The sequence below is a fragment of the Streptomyces sp. NPDC057486 genome, from assembly GCF_042802415.1.
Taxonomy (GTDB): domain Bacteria; phylum Actinomycetota; class Actinomycetes; order Streptomycetales; family Streptomycetaceae; genus Streptomyces; species Streptomyces yanii.
Genome location: NZ_JBHVEE010000007.1, coordinates 116,248 through 135,313 on the forward strand (window position 1 = coordinate 116,248; position 19,066 = coordinate 135,313).

Annotated in this window: 16 protein-coding genes and 1 pseudogene; 8 read left to right on the forward strand and 9 right to left on the reverse strand. The window is 71.9% G+C overall.

All coding sequences use genetic code 11. The features are described from left to right. The first annotated feature begins 43 nt into the window (after window positions 1–43). From ACFU6I_RS06050 to ACFU6I_RS06070, 5 genes are all read left to right on the forward strand, one after another. On the forward strand, window positions 44–1,219 hold the full coding sequence (locus ACFU6I_RS06050) for a Gfo/Idh/MocA family protein (protein ID WP_384362146.1): 1,176 nt from the start codon (window positions 44–46) through the stop codon (window positions 1,217–1,219). After that, window positions 1,216–2,046 (forward strand): PmoA family protein, encoded by an 831-nt coding sequence (locus ACFU6I_RS06055; protein ID WP_384362149.1) that lies wholly within the window; start codon window positions 1,216–1,218, stop codon window positions 2,044–2,046. Before ACFU6I_RS06050 ends, ACFU6I_RS06055 begins: the two co-directional genes overlap by 4 nt. Next, window positions 2,043–3,578: a family 43 glycosylhydrolase gene (locus ACFU6I_RS06060; RefSeq protein ID WP_384362152.1), complete on the forward strand. Its 1,536-nt coding sequence runs from the start codon at window positions 2,043–2,045 to the stop codon at window positions 3,576–3,578. Before ACFU6I_RS06055 ends, ACFU6I_RS06060 begins: the two co-directional genes overlap by 4 nt. 158 nt (window positions 3,579–3,736) lie before the next feature. After that, entirely contained in the window at window positions 3,737–5,083 is a 1,347-nt protein-coding gene (locus ACFU6I_RS06065; RefSeq protein ID WP_384362229.1) for an ABC transporter substrate-binding protein, read from the forward strand. A 466-nt stretch (window positions 5,084–5,549) separates the two neighbouring features. Then, entirely contained in the window at window positions 5,550–6,908 is a 1,359-nt protein-coding gene (locus ACFU6I_RS06070; RefSeq protein ID WP_384362155.1) for a S28 family serine protease, read from the forward strand. A gap of 150 nt (window positions 6,909–7,058) precedes the next feature. On the opposite strand, the gene ACFU6I_RS06075 is transcribed toward ACFU6I_RS06070, so the two are convergent. Beyond that, window positions 7,059–7,772, reverse strand: a complete 714-nt coding sequence (locus tag ACFU6I_RS06075) for a hypothetical protein (protein WP_384362158.1) — start codon at window positions 7,770–7,772, stop codon at window positions 7,059–7,061. Further along, window positions 7,772–8,344: a SigE family RNA polymerase sigma factor gene (locus ACFU6I_RS06080; RefSeq protein WP_384362161.1), complete on the reverse strand. Its 573-nt coding sequence runs from the start codon at window positions 8,342–8,344 to the stop codon at window positions 7,772–7,774. Before ACFU6I_RS06080 ends, ACFU6I_RS06075 begins: the two co-directional genes overlap by 1 nt. Window positions 8,345–8,593: 249 nt before the next feature. Between ACFU6I_RS06080 and ACFU6I_RS06085 the strand changes: the two are divergent. Beyond that, window positions 8,594–8,833 (forward strand): annotated as a pseudogene (locus ACFU6I_RS06085) (NCS2 family permease); the annotation flags it as partial. 27 nt (window positions 8,834–8,860) lie between these two features. Here the strand turns inward: ACFU6I_RS06085 and ACFU6I_RS06090 are convergent. From ACFU6I_RS06090 to ACFU6I_RS06120, 7 genes are all read right to left on the reverse strand, one after another. Then, a complete protein-coding gene (locus ACFU6I_RS06090) occupies window positions 8,861–10,852 on the reverse strand; it encodes a hypothetical protein (protein WP_384362164.1) in 1,992 nt (663 codons plus the stop codon). Window positions 10,853–10,897: 45 nt separating this feature from the next. Further along, window positions 10,898–12,349, reverse strand: a complete 1,452-nt coding sequence (locus tag ACFU6I_RS06095) for a peptidoglycan D,D-transpeptidase FtsI family protein (protein ID WP_384362167.1) — start codon at window positions 12,347–12,349, stop codon at window positions 10,898–10,900. A gap of 89 nt (window positions 12,350–12,438) precedes the next feature. Continuing rightward, a complete protein-coding gene (locus ACFU6I_RS06100; RefSeq protein WP_384362170.1) occupies window positions 12,439–13,098 on the reverse strand; it encodes a response regulator in 660 nt (219 codons plus the stop codon). Further along, window positions 13,095–14,345, reverse strand: coding sequence for a sensor histidine kinase (locus ACFU6I_RS06105; RefSeq protein WP_384362173.1), 1,251 nt, complete (start codon window positions 14,343–14,345; stop codon window positions 13,095–13,097). The genes ACFU6I_RS06100 and ACFU6I_RS06105 overlap by 4 nt, the downstream gene beginning before the upstream one ends. Further along, window positions 14,342–15,367 (reverse strand): hypothetical protein, encoded by a 1,026-nt coding sequence (locus tag ACFU6I_RS06110; protein ID WP_384362176.1) that lies wholly within the window; start codon window positions 15,365–15,367, stop codon window positions 14,342–14,344. Before ACFU6I_RS06110 ends, ACFU6I_RS06105 begins: the two co-directional genes overlap by 4 nt. A 92-nt stretch (window positions 15,368–15,459) precedes the next feature. Further along, window positions 15,460–15,939, reverse strand: coding sequence for a GNAT family N-acetyltransferase (locus ACFU6I_RS06115; protein WP_384362179.1), 480 nt, complete (start codon window positions 15,937–15,939; stop codon window positions 15,460–15,462). Between the two features lie 3 nt (window positions 15,940–15,942). Continuing rightward, window positions 15,943–16,713: an IclR family transcriptional regulator gene (locus tag ACFU6I_RS06120; protein WP_037691667.1), complete on the reverse strand. Its 771-nt coding sequence runs from the start codon at window positions 16,711–16,713 to the stop codon at window positions 15,943–15,945. A 137-nt stretch (window positions 16,714–16,850) separates the two neighbouring features. Between ACFU6I_RS06120 and ACFU6I_RS06125 the strand changes: the two genes are divergently transcribed. Next, window positions 16,851–18,371: an aldehyde dehydrogenase (NADP(+)) gene (locus ACFU6I_RS06125; RefSeq protein ID WP_384362182.1), complete on the forward strand. Its 1,521-nt coding sequence runs from the start codon at window positions 16,851–16,853 to the stop codon at window positions 18,369–18,371. Beyond that, window positions 18,368–18,973, forward strand: a complete 606-nt coding sequence (locus ACFU6I_RS06130; RefSeq protein ID WP_384362185.1) for a DUF1349 domain-containing protein — start codon at window positions 18,368–18,370, stop codon at window positions 18,971–18,973. Before ACFU6I_RS06125 ends, ACFU6I_RS06130 begins: the two co-directional genes overlap by 4 nt. Window positions 18,974–19,066: the final 93 nt, after the last annotated feature.

Sequence of the window (19,066 nt, forward strand, 5' to 3'; positions counted from 1 at the left end):
CTTCCGTGGCCGCTGCCGCGCTGCTCGCAGGCTGGAGGGCCGGATGAGCACCACCCCGACGCCCGTTCCGCTCGTCCTCGCCGGCGCGCGCGGTCACGGACGCTGGCATCTCGCCAACATCCGCCGCCTGCAGCACAAAGGCCTCGTCCGTCTCGTCGGCATCTGCGAACTGAATCCGCTGGCCGAGGACGAACTCGCCCCCTTCGCCGGTGAACTTCCCGTCCAGTCGTCCGACTTCGGGGAGCTCCTCGACTCCACCGGCGCTCGCGCCGCCGTCATCTGCACCCCGATCCAGACCCACACCGAACTGGCCCTGGCCGCCGCCGCCCGCTCCGTCCACCTCCTGCTGGAGAAGCCGCCCGCCGCTACGTACGCCGACTTCGAGCGGATGCTCACCGGCGTGCGGTCGGCCGGCATCGCCTGCCAGGTCGGCTTCCAGTCCTTCGGCTCGCACGCCGTCGCCGCCATCCGCGAAGTCATGGGCTCCGGCGCCCTCGGCACGGTGCTGGGCATAGGCGCCGCGGGCGCCTGGGTCCGCGACGACGCCTACTACCGGCGGGCCCCTTGGGCGGGGCGGCGCAGGATCGGCACGGTCGACGTCGTCGACGGTGTCCTCACCAACCCCCTCGCGCACGCCGTCGCCACTGCACTCGAACTCGCCGGCGCGGGGACCGCCGACGACGTGGCCGCCATCGAAACCGAGCTGTTCCGCGCCCACGACATCGAGGCCGACGACACGTCATCCGTCCGTATCACCACCACCGGCGGGCTGCCGGTCACCGCGTCCGTCACCCTCTGCGCCGAACAGGCCGGGGAACCGTACGTCATCGTCCACGGCGACCGCGGCCGGATCACCTTCTGGTACAAGCAGGACCGGGTTCTCGTCCAGCGCGCCGGACACGGCCCCGAGGAGGCCGTGCACGGGCGGACCGACCTCCTGGAGAACCTCGTCGAACACCTCGCGGGCCGCGCCGAACTCCTGGTGCCCCCGCACCGCACCGGGGCCTTCATGCGGGTCGTCGAAGCCGTACGGACCGCCCCGGAGCCCGTCGCGCTGCCCTCCGACGCCTGGCACACCGAGCCTGCGACCGCCTCCACCGGAGCGCGCCGGGTGGTCCGCGGCATCGACGCCCTGGTCGCGGCGGGCGCCGACAGCCTCACGCTCTTCTCCGAACTCGGCGTCCCCTGGGCGCTCCCCACCGAGGTGAGTTCATCGTGACCCCCACATCCGCACTCCTGAGCTGCGCCGGACGCCCCGTCGGCCGGTACACCTATCTCCCCACGCCCGAGGGCCGCCCCTACTTCCACCCGGTCACCACCCTCGCGGGCGTCCAGGTCACCGAGGAGCGCCCCGCCGACCACCTCCACCACCTGGGCACCTCCGTCGCCGTTCCGGACGTCGCCGGGCACAACTTCTGGGGCGGCCGCACCTTCGTCCGTGACCAGGGCCCCACCGAGCTCGACAACCACGGGGTCCAGCGCCACCTCGGCTGGAAGCTCCGCGACCCGGACGGCTTCGTCGAGGAGCTCAGCTGGGAGGCGGACCACACCGAGCTGCTGCGCGAGCACCGCACCGTCGCCGCAGCTCAACTCTCCGACACCGCCTGGGCGCTGGACTTCTCCTTCTCGCTCACCAACTGCGGCACCGACGACCTCTCCATCGGCAGCCCCGCCACCAACGGCCGCCCCGGCGCCGGATACGGCGGCTTCTTCTGGCGCGCCCCGAAGGAACCCGCCGCGCCCGCCGTGTTCAACGGAATCGGCGACGGCGAGGAAGCGGTCCACGGGCGGGTCGCCGACTGGGTGGCCATGACGGGCGACGGATGGACCCTCGTCTTCGCCGGAGCGACCGACGAGACCCGGCGTGACCCGTGGTTCGTGCGGACCACCCAGTACCCGGGCGTCGGTTCCTCCCTCGCCGCCGCCGAGCGGCTGCCGGTCCCGGCCGGTGCCACCGTGGTACGCCGCGTCGTCACCGTCATCGCGGACGGCCGGCTGGACCGGGCGACGGCGGCCGCGTACGTCCGCCGGGCGGTGACCGCGTGAGCCGTCCCTGGACCGCCGACCTCGGCGACGGCACCTATCGCAACCCCGTCCTGAACGCCGACTGGTCCGACCCCGACGTCGTCCGGGTCGGCGACGACTACTACCTCACGGCGTCCAGCTTCGGCCGGGTCCCCGGACTGCCGCTGCTGCACTCCCGCGACCTGGTCAACTGGACGCTCGTCGGCCACGCACTCGACCGCCTGGAACCCGCCGCCGACTTCGCCGTGCCCCGCCACGACTGCGGTGTGTGGGCGCCCTCCCTCCGGCACCACGCCGGCCGGTTCTGGATCTTCTGGGGCGACCCGGACCACGGCATCCAGCAGATCAACGCCGAGTCCGTCCGCGGTCCGTGGAGCGCCCCGCATCTCGTCAAGGCGGGAAGGGGACTGATCGACGCCTGTCCGCTGTGGGACGAGGAGACCGGCGAGGCCTACCTCGTGCACGCCTGGGCGAAGTCCCGCTCCGGCATCAAGAACCGGATCACCGGCCACCGGATGAGCCCCGACGGACGCGAACTCCTCGACGAGGGCAAGACCCTGATCGACGCGGACCGGATCCCGGGCTGGTTCACTCTCGAAGGCCCCAAGCTCTACCGGCACGACGGCGAGTTCTGGATCTTCGCCCCGGCCGGTGGTGTGACGACCGGGTGGCAGGGGGCCTTCCGGTCACGGGACTTCTTCGGACCGTACGAGGAACGTGTCGTCCTCGCCCAGGGCCGCACCTCGGTCAACGGGCCGCACCAGGGCGGCTGGGTTCGAACCACGGCAGGGCACGACTGGTTCCTGCACTTCCAGGAGCGCGGGGCGTACGGGCGAGTCGTCCATCTCCAGCCGATGCGGTGGGACACGGACGGCTGGCCGGTCCTCGGCGACCACGGCGAACCCGTCTCCGTCCACCCCAAACCCGTCGCCCCCGAGCAGCCCCCCGAAGCCCCGGCGTCCAGCGACGGCTTCCCCGGCGGGCGGTACGGCAGGCAGTGGCAGTGGACGGCGAACCACCGGCCCGGCTGGACGGTCGAGCACGCAGGGGACGGGCTGCGGCTCAGCTGCGTACGGACGGCGTACGCGCACGATCTGCGCGCCCTGCCCAACGTCCTGGTCCAGCGGCTGCCCGCCGAGACCTTCACCGCCGAGGTCGGTATCACCCTCGGCAGCCAGGAGGCGGGGGCCAAGGCGGGGCTCGCCGTGCTCGGCGACGCGTTCAGCTGGATCGGTCTCGAACGGGCCGAGGACGGTGGGATACGGCTCGTGCATCGGTACGCCGAGAGCGTGGCCGAACACGAACGGGACGCCGAACACAGCCACCCGGCACCCGAAGGACGCGCCCGGCTCCGCATCGAGGTCACTCAGGGCGCCCGCTGCCACTTCTTTGCCGACACCGGCGACGGGGCCGGGTTCCGGTCCTCGGGCCAGCCCTTCGCCGCGGCCCCGTGGCGCTGGGTCGGCGCACTGCTCGGACTCTTCGCCACCGCACCGACCGGGACGGGACCCGCCGGGACGGCCGACTTCACCGACTTCCGCACCACGGCCTGACCCGCACCCCCGACCGACCAGAGATGTCCGCCGCAGACGCCGCCCACCACCAGGTGTCCGACTACCTCGGCGGCGAGGACGGCTGGGCCCCGCAAGGTGCCCACCACCGAACTCCCACGCATGCGCAGCACCGACAGAAACCAGAGAGAAGAACCGACATGAACATCTCCACGACGCAGCGGGGGCGTGCCGCAGCAGCCGTGTCCCTCGCGGCGGTGCTCGCCCTGACCGCCACCGCCTGCGGTGACGACGGCAGCAGCAGCAGCTCCGGCGACGAAGGCAGCGGCAAGGGCAAGGTCGTCTTCTGGGACAACAACGGCGGCGTCCGCACCGACATCTGGAAGGAGATCATCGCCGACTTCGAGAAGAAGTACCCGGAGATCGAGGTCCAGTACGTCGGGGTGGCCGCCCCAGAGGCCCAGTCCAAGTACGACAACGCCATCCAGGGCGGCGGCCTGCCGGACGTCGGCGGCGTCGGCGCGGCGATGCTCGCCGGGATCGCCGCCCAGAACGCGCTGGAGCCGCTGGAGGACCGGACCGCCGAGTCCTCACTCGACGGCAAGCTGAACAAGAGCATGGTCGAGTCGGTGAAGGCGGCCGGCGGCTCCGACGAGCACATGTACAACGTCCCGGTCTCCGCCAACAACGGCGTCCTCTACTACCGCACCGACCTGTTCAAGAAGGCGAACCTGGCCGAGCCGACCACCTGGGACACGTTCTACGCGGCGGCCGACAAGCTCACCGCGGCCAAGAAGAACGAGTTCGGCTACACCATCCGCGGCGGTGCCGGATCCATCGCGCAGGCGATGGACGCGATGTACGGGCAGTCCGGCATCACGTCCTTCTGGGACCCGAGCGGCGAGAAGACCACGCTCAACGACCCGAAGAACGTCCAGGCGCTGGAGAAGTACGCGGGCCTCTTCAAGAAGGTCACCCCGTCCGCCGACCTCAACAACGACTTCATCAAGATGGTCGCCCAGTGGGACTCCGGAACCATCGGCATGCTGAACCACAACCTGGGCTCCTACCAGGACCACGTGAAGGCGCTGAGTACCGACAAGTTCCGCGGCATTCCGCAGCCCACCGGCCCCGGCGGCAAGCGGGTGCAGGTCTCCAACCCGGTCGACGGCCTGGGCCTTTTCAAGAGCTCCAAGAACAAGGAGGCCGCCTGGAAGTTCATCGAGTTCGCCGCCTCCCACGAGGCGAACTCGAAGTTCAACGAGACGGCGGGCCTCATCCCGGCCAACACGGAGGCCGCCCAGGACGCCTGGATCTCCAAGTCGGAGCCGACCAAGCTCGCGGCCCAGGCCCTCACCGACGGTTCCACCAGCATCGTCCAGCTCCCGTACTACCTGCCTGACTGGAACACCATCAGCAAGGCCGACAACGAGCCCGAGTTCCAGAAGGTGCTCCTCGGCAAGACCACCGCGAAGGCCTTCCTGGACAAGATGGCCGACGAGCTGAACAAGGCCCAGGCGGAGTGGAAGGACCAGAAGAAGAGCTGACACGGACGTCCGTCACGTCACGGCCGACACCCCGGTGACCGGGGCCGGCGGCGGTCCGGGTCGCGCCCCGCCGCCGGTCCCTCGCGACGACCCCGCCGCGATGCGGGAACTCGCCACCGAGGAGCACGTACCCCTGCTCGACCTCGGCCCGTCACCCTCGCCGGCCGACAGGAGCTCGGCCGCAGGACCGACCTGATCGCCGTACACAACGCGGGCGTGCCCGCCGGGCAGCTCACCTCGGGCGCCGGCTGGACCCCGACCCTGCGCACCCGGATCGACGACCCGCGCGCCGTACCGGGCAAGGGCTGCTGGCCGACGGGTCGTCAACAATTCGTCGGAGCAAACGTCGTTGCTCGTCCGTCCGCCCACGGATCCCTTCGGTGCGGAGTGATCACATGGCTGTGGCAAGCGGTTACTATGCCGCCGTCGTGTCCATCGCACCACAGCCGTCCGAGGGGATCCCGCGTTGCGCCACTCACTGCTTCCCGCCCTGTTCTGCACCGGGCTCGTCGCCGCCACCAGCCTGCTCACCGGCACGGCCGCGACCGCCGCCGCTCCCGTCCCGTCCGCAGGCCCCACCTCCGCCGTCGCCGAGGCGACTGCTCAGGCCGCCGACGTACGCGAACAGCTGGACCGGATACCGGGACTCACCGTCGTCTCGCAGACCACCAAGGAGGGATTCCCCTACTACACCCTCACGCTGACACAGCCGATCGACCACGAGCGCCCCGACCGCGGCACGTTCGAGCAGCGCCTCACGCTCTGGCACAAGTCCGAGACAGCGCCGATGGTCCTCTACACGGGCGGCTACTCGCTCTCCAGCTCCACCCGCGAGATCACCAGGCTTCTCGACGCCAACCAGGTCAGCATCGAGCACCGCTACTTCAGCCAGTCCCGGCCCGCGACGGTCGACTGGAACGACCTGACCGTCCAGCAGGAGGCGAGTGACGAACACGCGGTCGTCCAGGCCCTCAAGGCGATCTACCGGGCCAAGTGGCTGGGCACGGGCGCGTCGAAGGGCGGGATGACGCAGGTCTACCACGAGCGCTTCTACCCGGACGACCTGGACGCCGTCGTCGCGTACGTCGCACCGAACGACGCCGCCAACAACGACGACAGCGGCTACGAGAAGTTCTTCGAGACCGTCGGCACCCCCGAATGCCGGGCCGCCCTGAACGCCGTGCAGCGCGAGATGCTGGTCCGGCGGGACCGGATGCTGCCCCGCTTCGAGGCCACCGCCGAGAAACAGGGCCTCACCTTCCAATACCTCGGATCGGCCGACCGGGCCTACGAGTTCTCCGTACTGGACCAGGTGTGGAACTTCTGGCAGAGCGGTACGTACGCCGACTGCCCGGCCGTCCCCGACGCGAGGACCGCCACCGACGACGAGCTGTACACCTGGTCGCTGGGGCACGGACTCAGCCCGTACGCCGACCAGGGCAACGGCGCCGAGGGCAGCGGACCGTACTACCGCCAGGCCGCCGCCCAACTGGGCTGGGCCGACCTCAAGTTCAAGCATCTGGCCGACGTCCGCCACTACCCCGGCATCTACCAGCCCAACTCGGTGCTGCCCGCCGACATGCGGGTCGGGTACGACGGGCGCACCATCAAGGACGTCGACCGCTGGGTCGCCACCCGCGGCGAGCGGATGATGTTCGTCTACGGACAGAACGACCCGTGGAGCGCCGAGCGGTTCAAGCCGAGCAAGCACGACTCCATGCTCTTCGAGGCACCGAACAGCAACCACGGCGCCCTGATCTCCAAGCTGAACCCCGCGGACCGGGCCGCGGCGGAGGCGACCGTGAAGCGGTGGGCGGGCCAGTGACGACCCACCCACCGCGGACGATCGGTGACCCCGGTCAGTCGTAGGTGGTGTCCGAGGCGGTGCAGCGGCAGCAGGTGTCGCTGCCCGTCTCGGTCGGCTGGTCCTCGCTCCGGCCTCCGGTGCCGAGATCTCCGCTGCCGCAGAAGCGCTTCAACCCGCCGACGGGCCGAAGTCGTCGCGCACAGAGGCCGGTTGGCCCGTCGCACGGACGGCGCGCGCTGTCACGTCGTCGCCCCGGGTGTCCCGGTCGCCCTCCGCGTGGTTGTACTGCCCGGCGAACGTGTGCGTGCCGACCGGCACCGTCCGGCCCGGCTTCAGCGTCCAGCGGTAGACGAGGAAACCGCCCTTCTCCTGCGCGGAGGCGGCGAAGTCCTGCTCCGGCAGGGAGCGCCAGGAACCGGTCGTGTTCACCCCGCCGGTGAGCGCGATCCGCAGCTCGACGGTGAGGCCGGCGAGCGGTTGCTGCGTCTGCAGCGTCACATTGCTCTGGGCCCAGTACCTGTTGCTGTGCGGGTCGACGGCGCCGTCGACCCGGAGCGGCCCGTCCTCGGTGGGCAGCGCGCCGCCCCCGGCCGGTGGTTGCGACGCCGGAGCGGGCGAGGCGGGCGGGCCCGCGACCTGCTTTCCGCGCGGGTCCCCGCTGCCCGCCGACGTGACCGCGTAGGCCCCTGCGGCCAGTACCGCGCAGACCGCCGCCGTCGCCCCGGCGACCCGCAGCCACGGCATCGTCCCGCGCGGGGCCCGCGGCGCACGGGCGGACGGCGTGTCCGTCATTCCGCGCTCGATCCGGGCCAGCATCCGCTCCCGGTCGGGGCGATGCGCCTCGGCAGCCGTACGCAGCCGCTCACGCAGCTCGTCGTCCATCAGTGTCTTCCTCCGCTGCGCTGCGCCGCGACGGCCACCTGTACCTGCGCGGCGGGCGTATCGGGACCGAGCAGCCGCTGCAGCTCCGCGACGGCGCGCGAGGTCTGGCTCTTCACCGTGCCCACGGATATCCCGAGCACCAGAGAGGTGTCCCGCTCCGACAGGTCGAAGGCGTGCCGCAGCACCACGCACGCCCGCTTGCGGAACGGCAGCCTGCGCAGCGCCCCCTGGACATCGACGACCACCGACACATCGGGATCGTCGACCGCGCACCGGTCCCCGGCCCCGCGCGGCGCCCAGAACAGGGCGATCCTGCGCCGCTCGCGCACCGCGCTGCGGATCCGGGTACGGGCGAGGTTGGCGACGACGCCGCGCGCGTACGCGACGGGACGGTCGGCGTTTCTCACCCGGTCCCAGCGGTGCCAGAGGGCCAGCAGAGCATCGGCAGCCAGATCGTCCGCGGCGTCGGCCTCGCCGGTGAGCAGATGGGCGAGCCGGGCGAGTTCGGCGTAATGGGCCTCGAAGAACTCATGGAACTCGGCGGCAGCGGCATCGTCGACGACTGTGCCCACGGGTACCTCTCCCTGCACTCGAATCCCTGTGACGCGCGTGGTCCGACTGTGTACGGTTCCCGTTCCCACCCGCGGAATGCGGGCGGGGCGAGAGCGTATCAACGCATCCCGGAAGCGCTTCGACACGGGTGCGCGATCCACGTAAGGCGTAACACGGCGAAAACCTGAAGACCCTGTGTCCGAAGGAACAATCCAGCTACCCACCGAGGGACTTTCACCCACCCAGGAGTGCCCATGCCGGACAGCACCGTCCGGCACATCGACTGGGAGCGGTACGAGATCGCCATCCCGGCCTTCCTCACGATCGCCGTGATGCCCTTCACGTGCTCGATCACCAACGGCATCGGGGCGGGTTTCCTCGCGTACGTGGTCATCAAGACCGTCCTCGGCAAGGCGCGCGAAGTGCACTGGCTGCTCTGGGGCGCCTCGGTACTGTTCGCGGTCTACTTCGCGATCGACCCGATCGAGCAGCTGCTCGGCGTGAAGTAGTCACGTCGGCGGGGCGGTCCGGGCCGGTCAGGTCCCGAACGCGCGCAACGCGGCCCGCGCCGCCCCGCACAGCTCGTCGTCCTCCGGCACGGACTCCCAGCCACCGTGCCGGACCGGGCGTTCATCGGCGGCCAGCACGGCACGCAGGGCCGGGGCCGCCGCGGCGGCGGGCGGGCCGATCTCGGCGAGGCGGTGGACGGCCGTGATCGTCGCCCGGTAGGCGTGTCTGCCCTGTTGGAGCGGGTTCAGCAGCCCGAGCAGAGCGGGTACCGCCTCACTGCTCCGACCGGTGATCTGCCACAGGGCGTAGCCGCACCTCAGCGGAAGCCAGCCCTCCTTGTGCTCGGGAAGCAGGGCCCGTATCCGCTCGGCGTACGGCGCCGCGGACGGGCCCAGTTCGCCGAGGAAGCCCACCACCTCCTCGCGGCCCCAGGGGGCGTCGAACGCCGGCAGCAGCACATCGAGCGCGGGTTGCGGATCGCCGGTCAGCCGCCAGTACGCCACCCGCAGCCGCGATACGGCGAAATCCTCCGCCGGTGCGTCGACCAGCGCCCGCAGACGAGGGCGCGGGACGGCCTCGACCGCCGCCGGGCCGATCGCGGCGAGGGCGTCGAGCGCCCAGACCGCCGCGTCGGTGTCCAGCAGTGGCAGCAGCTCCGGGACAGCGGGCGCGGCTGCTCGGCCCCAGGCCGTCAACACCTGGCACAGGGCCCGCCGTTCGTTCTTGAGCGTCGCCGCCGCGAGCCGCCGCCGCAGTGGATCCAGCAGCTCGTCGGCGCACCCGGCCAGCGGCGCGAGGGTGTCCAGCAGCGCCAGTCGGTGCATCCACCAGCCGTCGGCGTGCGTCTGATGCAGGGCGAAGCCGAGCCGGCCCCCGGACAGCCGGTCCACCACGGGACCCAGACAGCGCCGGTCGCCGAGCCGGGCGAGCGCCCAGACCGCGGTGTCCTGCGCATCCGCGGACACCTCGTCGCCCGTGCACAGGGCTGCCAGACCGTCGGCCCACGGCCGGGCGGCCTCGCCGCACATGCCGAGTACCCGCGCGGCGAACTGTCGGTTCTCCGGCTCGGCGTCGGTGAGCAGTCCTGCGACGGCGGGCAGCAGCACGGGTACGGGGGAGCGCCAGGTGCTGAGCACCTCGGCGGCGGTCCGCAGCGCTCCCGCGCGATGCCCCGCCTGCGGGTGGCCGAGGAGCCGCAGGGACAGTTCCGTTCGGACCTCGCGGTCCGGTCCGAACGCCGCGGCCGTCCACGGCACCAGCCTCGCCGCGTTCCGGAACCCCCACTCGTTCTGCCCCGGTTCGTCGAACCGGGCATCCCGCAGGACCGATACGACGGTCTCCAGATGTTCCGGGTCCCGCTGCTCCGGGAGGGCCCGTCGCAGCGCGGTGACCGCCGCGAGTCGCTCAGCCGGGGAACCCTGACCGGCGATGTCCCGCAACCGGTCGCGGGTGGAGGTCAGCCCGGGCGCCCGCAACAGCAGCTTCCCGGCCGCCTCGACGAGCTCCGACCGCACCTCCGCGTTCGGCTCCGCGTCCGACCGCGCCCACAGCGCCTCGCTCACCGCCTCCGCCTCCGCGGCGGCATGCGACAGCGGCTGGGCAACTGCCCGGCGCACCACCGGATCGGAGTCGTCCAGCAGTGTGAGCAGCACGGGCAGCGCCCCGGTCCACGCCGCGGACCAGCCGGGGTCGACGAACCGGCGCTCCGCCTGCCAGCAGCCGACCCGGGCCAGACTCCCGACGAGCTGCAGCAGTGCCCCGCGGACCGTCACCACCGGGTCGGCGGCCATCGCCACCAGATACGGCAGCAGCGGCGGCGCGGCCGAACAGATCTGACCGCCCTGGTGGTAGACGGAGGTGAGCATCTCCTCCACCGCGTCATCCGCACGCTCCGGCTCGTACACGTCGCGCACCCAGCCCGGCACCTCGACCGCGGAGCCGTACACATGCTTCAGCGCGGCCCAGTCGGTCCGGTCCAGTCCGTCGAGCGTGCGGGGGTCGGAAGGCGCGGAGGTCATGATCCCGATTCTGGCAGCCGCGGCCGGCCCTCCGCGCCCGGTTTCTCACCCCTGGAGCGCCGCCTTCATCATCTTCTGGGCGATCGGCGCCGCCAGGCCGTTGCCGCTGACCTCCGAGCGGGCCGAGCCCGAGTCCTCCACGACGACGGCGACCGCGACCTCCTTGCCGGTGGACGCCGACTTCGCATACGAGGTGAACCAGGCGTACGGCGTGTTGCTGTTGCCCACGCCGTTCTGCGCGGTGCCCGTCTTGCCACCGACCTCCGCCCCGTCGATCCGGGCGTTGGTGCCGGTGCCCTGCTCGACGACGGTGACCATCGCGCTGCGCAGCTGCTCGGCGGTCGAGGCGGAGACGACCCGCTTCGTGTCGCCGTCCGCGAACTCCTGCAGGGTGTTGCCCTCGGAGTCCGCCACCTTCGACACCATGTGCGGGGCCGCCAGCTCACCGCCGTTGGCGAGGGCCGAGGACACCATGGCCATCTGCAGCGGGGTCGCGGTGACCTCGAACTGGCCGATGCCTGTCAGCGCCGTCTGCGCCTTGTCCATGCCCGACGGGTAGAGGCTCTCGGAGGCGCGCACCGGGACGTCCAGCTTCTCCGTGTTGAAGCCGAACTTCTCGGCCATCGCCCGCACCTTGTCCTGGCCGAGATCGGCGGCGGCCTTCGCGAAGACGTTGTTGCAGGAGTACTGGAGCGCCGTGCGCAGTGTGGCGTTCTCGCAGGGTGCGGACGCGCTCTCGTTCCTCAGGACCGTGGTGGTGCCGGGCAGCGTGTACGGGTCGGGGCTGTCCGTGCGCTCGTCGACCGAGCTGTAGAGACCGTTCTCCAGCGCGGCCGACGCCACCACCAGCTTGAACGTCGATCCGGGCGCCAGCGGCTGCCGCAGAGCACGGTTGACCAGTGGCTTGTCCGGGTCGGAGAGCAGCTTCTTCCACACGTCGCCGTCGTTCGTCCCACTGATCTTCGACGGGTCGTACGAGGGGGTGGAGACCATTCCCAGAATCTTCCCGGTCGCGGGGTCGATCGCGACGGCCGCCCCCTTGTCGTTGCCGAGCGCCTCGTACGCCGCCTTCTGCACATCAGGGTCGATCGTCGTCAGCACACTGCCGGGCGAGGTCTGCTTGCCCGTCACCACGTCGACGGGGTTCTTCAGCCGGTTGTCCGTGCCGTCGAGCACATGGCTGTAGATCCCTTCGAGCTGGGTGGCGCCGTACGCCTGCGAGCTGTACCCGGTGACGGCGGCATAGAGCTCGCCCTGCGTGTACGTGCGCTTGTACGCGAGATCGCTGCCCCGGGTCTTCTCCGATCCGGTGACCGGTGCTCCGGCCACGATGATGTCGCCGAGCGGCTGCGCGTACTGCGCGATGGTGTTCCGCCGGTTGTGGTCGTTGTCCGCGAGTGCCTGGGCCTGGTACGCCTGCACCCAGGTCGCCCGCCCCAGCAGGGCGAGGACCAGCAGCAGGCAGAAGACCGAGGTGTGCCTGATTGTTCTGTTCATCCCGCTGGAGGGACGAGCGGCGGCGCCCGGCGCGTTCCCGTCTGTGCCGCTTCTCACCGATTCTTCATACTGCGCGCCACGGGGCCGGGTCAGCCGGGCGTGACGAACCCCGACTCGTACGCCGCGATCACCGCCTGGGTGCGGTCCCTGGCTCCGGTCTTCGCCAGCACCGCCGCCACGTGCGTCTTCGCCGTGGCCGGGCCCACCCGCAGCCGTTCCGCGATCTCCGCGTTGGCCAGCCCCGCCGCCATCAGCCGCAGCACCTCCGCCTCCCGTTCGGTGAGCCGGGCCACCCAGGGCGGTGCGGCGGACGCCTGCCGCCTGCCGTACTCGGCCGCCAGTCCCCGTACCGCCGCCGGGAACAGCAGGGAGTCGCTGCGCGCGACCAGCCGCACCGCCCGGACCAGGTCCTCGGCCGCCGCACGCTTCAGCAGGAAGCCCGCGGCTCCGGCGCGCAGGGCGTCGTACACGTAGGAGTCGTTCTCGAAGGTGGTGACGACGACGATCCGCGGGGGCGGGCCGAGCGAGCCGAGGATCTGCTCGGTGGCGCGGATCCCGTCCACCTCCGGCATCCGTACGTCCATCAGCACCACATCGGGGCGCAGCTCCCGCACGACGGAGACGGCCTCGGCGCCGGTCGCGGCCTCGCCGACGACCTGCAGGCCGGGTTCGGCGTCGAGGATGACGCGCAGGGCCGTGCGGACCATGCGTTCGTCGTCGGCGATCACGACCCGGATGTCGGTGTTCATCGTTTCTCCTGTGCGGGGATGTGCAGGGGCAGCCGAGCGGTCAGCCGCCACCTGTCGTCGTCGTGCGGTCCGGCCTCGGCGCGGCCGCCGAGCAGGACGGCCCGTTCGGCGATGCCGCGCAGCCCGCGGCCGCCGCCGGGCCGCACCACCGGTGTCCGCCCGGACAGCGGGTTGTCCACAGTGATCGTCAGCTCCTTGTCGCACACCGCGATCCGCAGCTCCACCGGTGCCGCCCGCCCGCCGTGCCGCAGCGCGTTGCTCAGCCCCTCCTGCACGATCCGGTACGCCGCACGGGACACGGCGGCGGGGACCGTGCCCGGATCGCCCCGGGCGACGTACGACACGGGGACCCCGCAGCGGGCCAGCAGGCCGTCCAGTGCGTCGAGCGCCGGTCCCGTCAGTCCGTCCTCCCCCTCGTCCTCCTGTCGCAACAGGCCCAGCACGGAGTCGAGTTCGCCGACCGTACGCCGGGTGGTCTCCTCGATCGCGGTGAGCGCCTCGCGCACGAACTCCGGGTCGCTGTCCAGTACCCGGCGGGCCGCACCCGCCTGGAGCGTCACGGCGCTGAGCGCGTGGCCGACCGAGTCGTGCAGCTCCCGGGCCAGCCGGTTGCGGACCGCCAGGTCGGCCGCCCGGCGTTCGGCGGCGGCCAGCCGGTCGTCGGGGGTCGGGCCCAGCAGCAGCGGAGCGCGGCGGGCCAGCAGCGCCCCGGCCGCCGCCGCGCAGCCGGCCAGGGCGACCAGCATCGCAAGTCCGGCGAACGGCGCCAGGGCCAGCGCCCACGGCCGGGTCAGTGCCCGGGGCAGATCGAGCACCGCAGAGTTCCGTACGGAGGAGAGGAACGGCAGCGTCATCACGGTCACCGCGAAGGGTGTCAGTGCCAGGGTCATCCCGCTGATGACGGCGCCGAGCGCCAGATGCAGCGTGAACCAGCCCGCGGTCCGTACTCTCGCCTGCCGCGTCCTGGCCGGACCGTCGGCGAGCCGCTCCGCGGGGACACCGCACAGGGCGCGGACCGCGGCCACCGACAGCGGTCGGGCGAGCGGGAAGAGACCGGTGACCGCGGCCATCGGCAGGGCGTACGCGAACGCGGTCAGTTGCAGAGGCAGCGAGTTGAAGGCGTTGCCGTCGCGGTTGTACATGCCGACGACCACGGTGCCGACCAGGAAGTACGGCATCAGCAGCGCGCCGCCGATGATCAGGTGCAGCCAGCGCAGCCGGGCCTGCCGGCCGAGGAGCAGGGTCACGCGGACGGCCCGGCGGGCTTCGTCGACGCAGCGCGTTCCGCGAAGAAGTAGGCGCCCAGGGCGGCGACCAGGATCCCGACCAGCATCTGTACAGCGTAGGTGAGTTGCATCCCGGCCGCGGGCCGGTCGGCGATGTCGTCGACCGGGCCCAGCGCGACGATGCACAGATAGCCGCCCCAGCAGCCCAGTGCCCCGGAGCCGCCCCAGGCCAGCGCGAGCGGCACCTTGAGGGCGAGTGCACCGCGGCGGCGGAGGGCGAGCAGCAGGACACCGGCGACGGTGACGGCCGTGAACACCGTGTAGACCGCTTCGAGGGCGTAGAAGTCGCTCGTACGGTCCGCGATCCGGGTCTCGGTCAGACCGGCCGTCGATCCGGTCGCCCAGAGGAGATGGACGGTGCCGGGCACGAGCGCGAGGAGTGAGGCCACGACCGCGACGACCCGCAGCGCCGGTGCGGTCGGGCTCTGTGGCAGGTCGCTCAGTGTGCCCTGCCACAGATGACCCCAGCGGTCCCTGGCGTACAGGACGAACAGGGCGCCGAGGGTCAGGCCCTGGACGATGAAGCCGGTGTAGACGACGCCGAAGACCCACTCGTCGAGGAAGGGGCGCCCGTCCCCGCCGGATCCGGCGGTCGTCCCGCCGAACACCTTCACCAGCAGCTGCAGCGGGAAGCCGGTCATGATCGGAAGCAGCAACCCGGTGGCCACCCACATCGGCACGGTGAGCAGCCAGGCCGGGACCCGCCGCCCCCACGCCTGGGTGAGCAGCAGGGCGAGGACCACGACCGTGCAGTCGAGCAGCACCGACGCACCGTTGGCCACGAGCATCGCGGTGCGGTGGTCGAGCAGCATGCTGTCGGCGGGGACGCCGATGTGACTGCCCGCGATCCAGGCTGCCTTGAGCGAGATGTACGGCAGGCAGGCGGCGATCGCGAGGGTGCGGAGCACGGCGCGCGACCGGCCGGTGGGCGCGGGCGGCGCCGGTGCGGTCCGGGTGGAGGGCGCCGTCGGTGTCTGTGTCATGACATCCACGCTCGCGCCCCCCGTCCGCCCGCACGTCCTGCCCGACGACGATCCGTCTCCGCCGCGCGGCGGAGACGGCCCTCACCCGGTTCTCAGTCCAGCGTGAAGAGCAGTTCGTCGGTCAGCTCGCCGCGGGCGTGCGCGAAGCCCCGGTCCTTGCCCGTGACGGTGAACCCGCACTTCTGGAGCACCCGCACCGAACCGGCGTTGTCGGCCGCCGCCCGGGCGTGCAACGGCCGTTCCGGTACGGCCTCCAGCAGTGCCCGGAGCGCGGCGGTCGCGAGCCCCCGGCCCCAGTGCGGCCGGTCGATCCAGTACGTCACCTGCCGGTCGCCCTCGGACCCGTACACCCCGGCGTTGCCCACCACCTTGCCGTCGGCGAGCACCGTCCTCATCACCACGGTGCGACTGTCCAGGATCCGCGCCCAGTGGGCCTCGAACGCGGGCCGGTCCCCCGGGTCCTCACTGGTGAACGCGGCTGTTCGGACCGACTCCGGATCGGACATGTACGCGAAGAAGAGCGGCAGGTCGCTGTCGCGCACCTCGCGCAGCGTGACCTCGGGCGCGTCCACGGGTCAGAGCCTGCGGGTGGCGAGCGTCAGCCGGTCCCGCGCGTCGAACAGCGCGTCCTTGACCATCTGCTCATGAGCCGGGGTGAGCCGGGCGACCGGAACCGAGCAGCTGATCGCGTCGCGCGCCGGCGTGCGGTACGGGATCGCGACGCCGAAGCAGCGCAGCCCCAGGGTGTTCTCCTCGCGGTCCACCGCGTACCCCTGCTCGCGGATGAGGTGCAGCTCCTCGATCAGCTTCTCGCGGTCGGTGAGGGTGTGCTCGGTCAGTGCGGGCAGTGTCTCCGGCAGCATCTTGCGGACCTGCTCGTCGCTGTGGGTGGCCAGCAGCGCCTTGCCGAGCGAGGTGGAGTGGGCGGGCAGCCGGCGGCCGACGCGGGTGAAGGGGCGCAGATAGTGCTGGGACTGGCGGGTGGCGAGGTAGACCACGTTCGTACCGTCGAGCCGGGCGAGGTGGATGGTCTCCGTGGTGTCGTCGGAGAGCCGGTCGAGCGTCGGGCGGGCGGCCGCGACGACCTCGTCGCCGTCGATGTACGAGGTGCCGACCAGCAGTGCCCGGACGCCGATGCCGTACCGGGTCCCTGTCGCGTCGGTCTCCACCCAGCCCAGCTCGACCAGGGTGCGCAGCAGCATGTAGAGGCTCGACTTGGGGTAGCCGACGGCCTCCTGCACGGCCGCCAGCGAATGCATACCGGGACGCCCGGCGAAGTACTCGAGCAGCTCCACCGTCCGTACCGCGGACTTGACCTGTGCCCCACCTGACTCGGCAACCGACATCGCCCTCGCCCCTTCCAGCCCACTTCTTGCCAACACGGAACGCCCGGAAATAGAGTCCCTACATATTCACGATCAGGAACTCTGTTCAGAATACCGAACAACTTCTGATGTGTGGCAGAGGACCGGAAGGAAACACGGTGGCAACAGCACCAGTCTGGAGCGTCGACCCCCGCACCGGGAACCCGCGTGAGCAGGTTGCCGTGGAGGCTACAGCGGAGGAGGTCGATCGTGCGGTCCGGGCCGCACATGCCGTACGCGACGCGCTCGCCGACCGCACCGTACGTGCCGCATTCCTGCGTACCGCGGCGGATCTGCTCACCGAGGCCGGGGAGCACGTCATCGAGGCCGCCGACGCCGAGACCGCGCTCGGCCCGGCCCGGCTCACCGGTGAACTCGCCCGCACCGCAGCCCAGTTGCGCGCGTTCGCCGAGGTCGTCGACGAGGGCGCCTTCCTCGACATCCACATCGACCACGCGGACGCCACCCGCACCCCGCCGTGGCCCGACCTGCGCCGCTACAAGATCCCGCTCGGCGTCGTCGCCGTCTACGCGGCCAGCAACTTCCCGCTCGCCTTCTCCGTCCCCGGCGGCGACACCGCCAGTGCCCTGGCGGCCGGCTGCCCCGTCGTCGTGAAGGCGCACCCCGACCACCCCGCCACCTCGGAGCTCTGCGCCTCCGTGCTGCGCAGGGCCGCCGCGAAGGTCGGGCTGCCCGAGGACGTACTCATTCTGGTGCACGGATTCGAGGCGGGCGTCGAGCTGGTCAGGCACCCGCTCGTGGCCGCCGCCGGGTTCACCGGCTCCATCCGTGGCGGACGTGCGCTGTTCGACGCCGCGGCCGCCCGGCCGGCCCCGATCCCATTCCACGGCGAGCTCGGCTCCCTCAACCCCGTCGTCGTCACCGAGGCGGCCGCCGCCGAGCGCGGCGAGCAGATCGGTGCCGGGCTGGCGGGCTCGATGACCATGGGCGCGGGCCAGTTCTGCACCAAGCCCGGCTTCGTCCTGGCTCCGGTCGGCGAGACCGGCGACCGGCTGCTGAAGGCGCTGACCGAGGCGGTCAGCGACAGCGAGGCCGCCGTCATGCTCGACCACCGGATGCGGGACGCCTTCGTCGCAGGCGTACGCGAACGGGCCGAACTCCCCGACGTGGACGCCCCGGTCACCCCCGGCGCGGGCGGCGACCACACCGTCTCCGCCGGCTTCCTGACCGTTCCGGCGCAGCTGCTCGCCACCGAAGGGCCGCACGACGCGCTCCTGGAGGAGTGCTTCGGCCCGGTCACCGTCGTCGCCCGCTACGCCTCCGAGGACGAGATCACCGCCGTCCTCTCCCGGCTCCCCGGCAACCTCACCGCCACCCTCCAGATCGCCACGGAGGGCGCCGACGCCGATGCCCCCGGACTCCTCACGGCCCTCACCCCGCTGGCCGGCCGGGTCCTCGTCAACGGCTGGCCGACCGGAGTCGCCGTCGCCCCCGCCCAGCACCACGGCGGTCCCTACCCGGCCACCACCTCCACCTCGACGTCGGTGGGCGCCACCGCGATCGAGCGCTGGCTGCGCCCGGTCAGCTACCAGACGACTCCGGAGGCCCTGCTGCCGCCGGAGCTGCGCGAGGACAACCCGCTGGGCCTGCCGCGCCGCGTCGACGGGCGTCGCGCATGACGGTGAACCTACCCGAACTCCCCTTTGAGCTGCGGCCGTTCGGGCCCGAGGGGCAGTGGGTGTACGAGGGCGGCGCACTGACCGGCCGGGCGGGTGCCCGGCAGGACCGGTTCGTGCCGCCGGGCGGTGACGGCCTCGCATCCGTGAGCGACGCACCGCGTCTGCTCGGCACCGCACCCGAAGGCGACTTCCAGCTGATCGCCCGGGTGAAGGTCGGCTTCGCCGCGGCCTTCGACGCCGGAGTGCTCTACCTCCACGTCGGGGAACGGGAGTGGGCGAAACTCTGCCTGGAGTTCTCCCCGGCCGACCCCACCATCTGCACGGTCGTCACCCGCGGTCACTCCGACGACGCCAACTCCTTCGTCGTGGACGGCGACAGCTTCTGGCTGCGGCTCAGCCGCACCGGCAGCGCCTACGCCTTCCACGCCTCCGCCGACGGGGAGAAGTGGACCTTCATCCGCACCTTCGCCCTCGGCGCCGCAGAGCAGCCGGCAGCCATCGGCTTCCTGGTCCAGTCGCCGACCGGCGAGGGCTGCCGGGCCTCGTTCGACCGGATCGCGTTCCGGCCGTCCGGGCTCGACGACCTGCGCGACGGCAGCTGAACCCTGCCGGGGGCGTTGCGTGGTGCGGGGCCCCTGGGCGGGGCGGGGCGTTGTGTGGTGTGGTGCCCCGGTCCGGGGTGGCCGGTTCCGTCC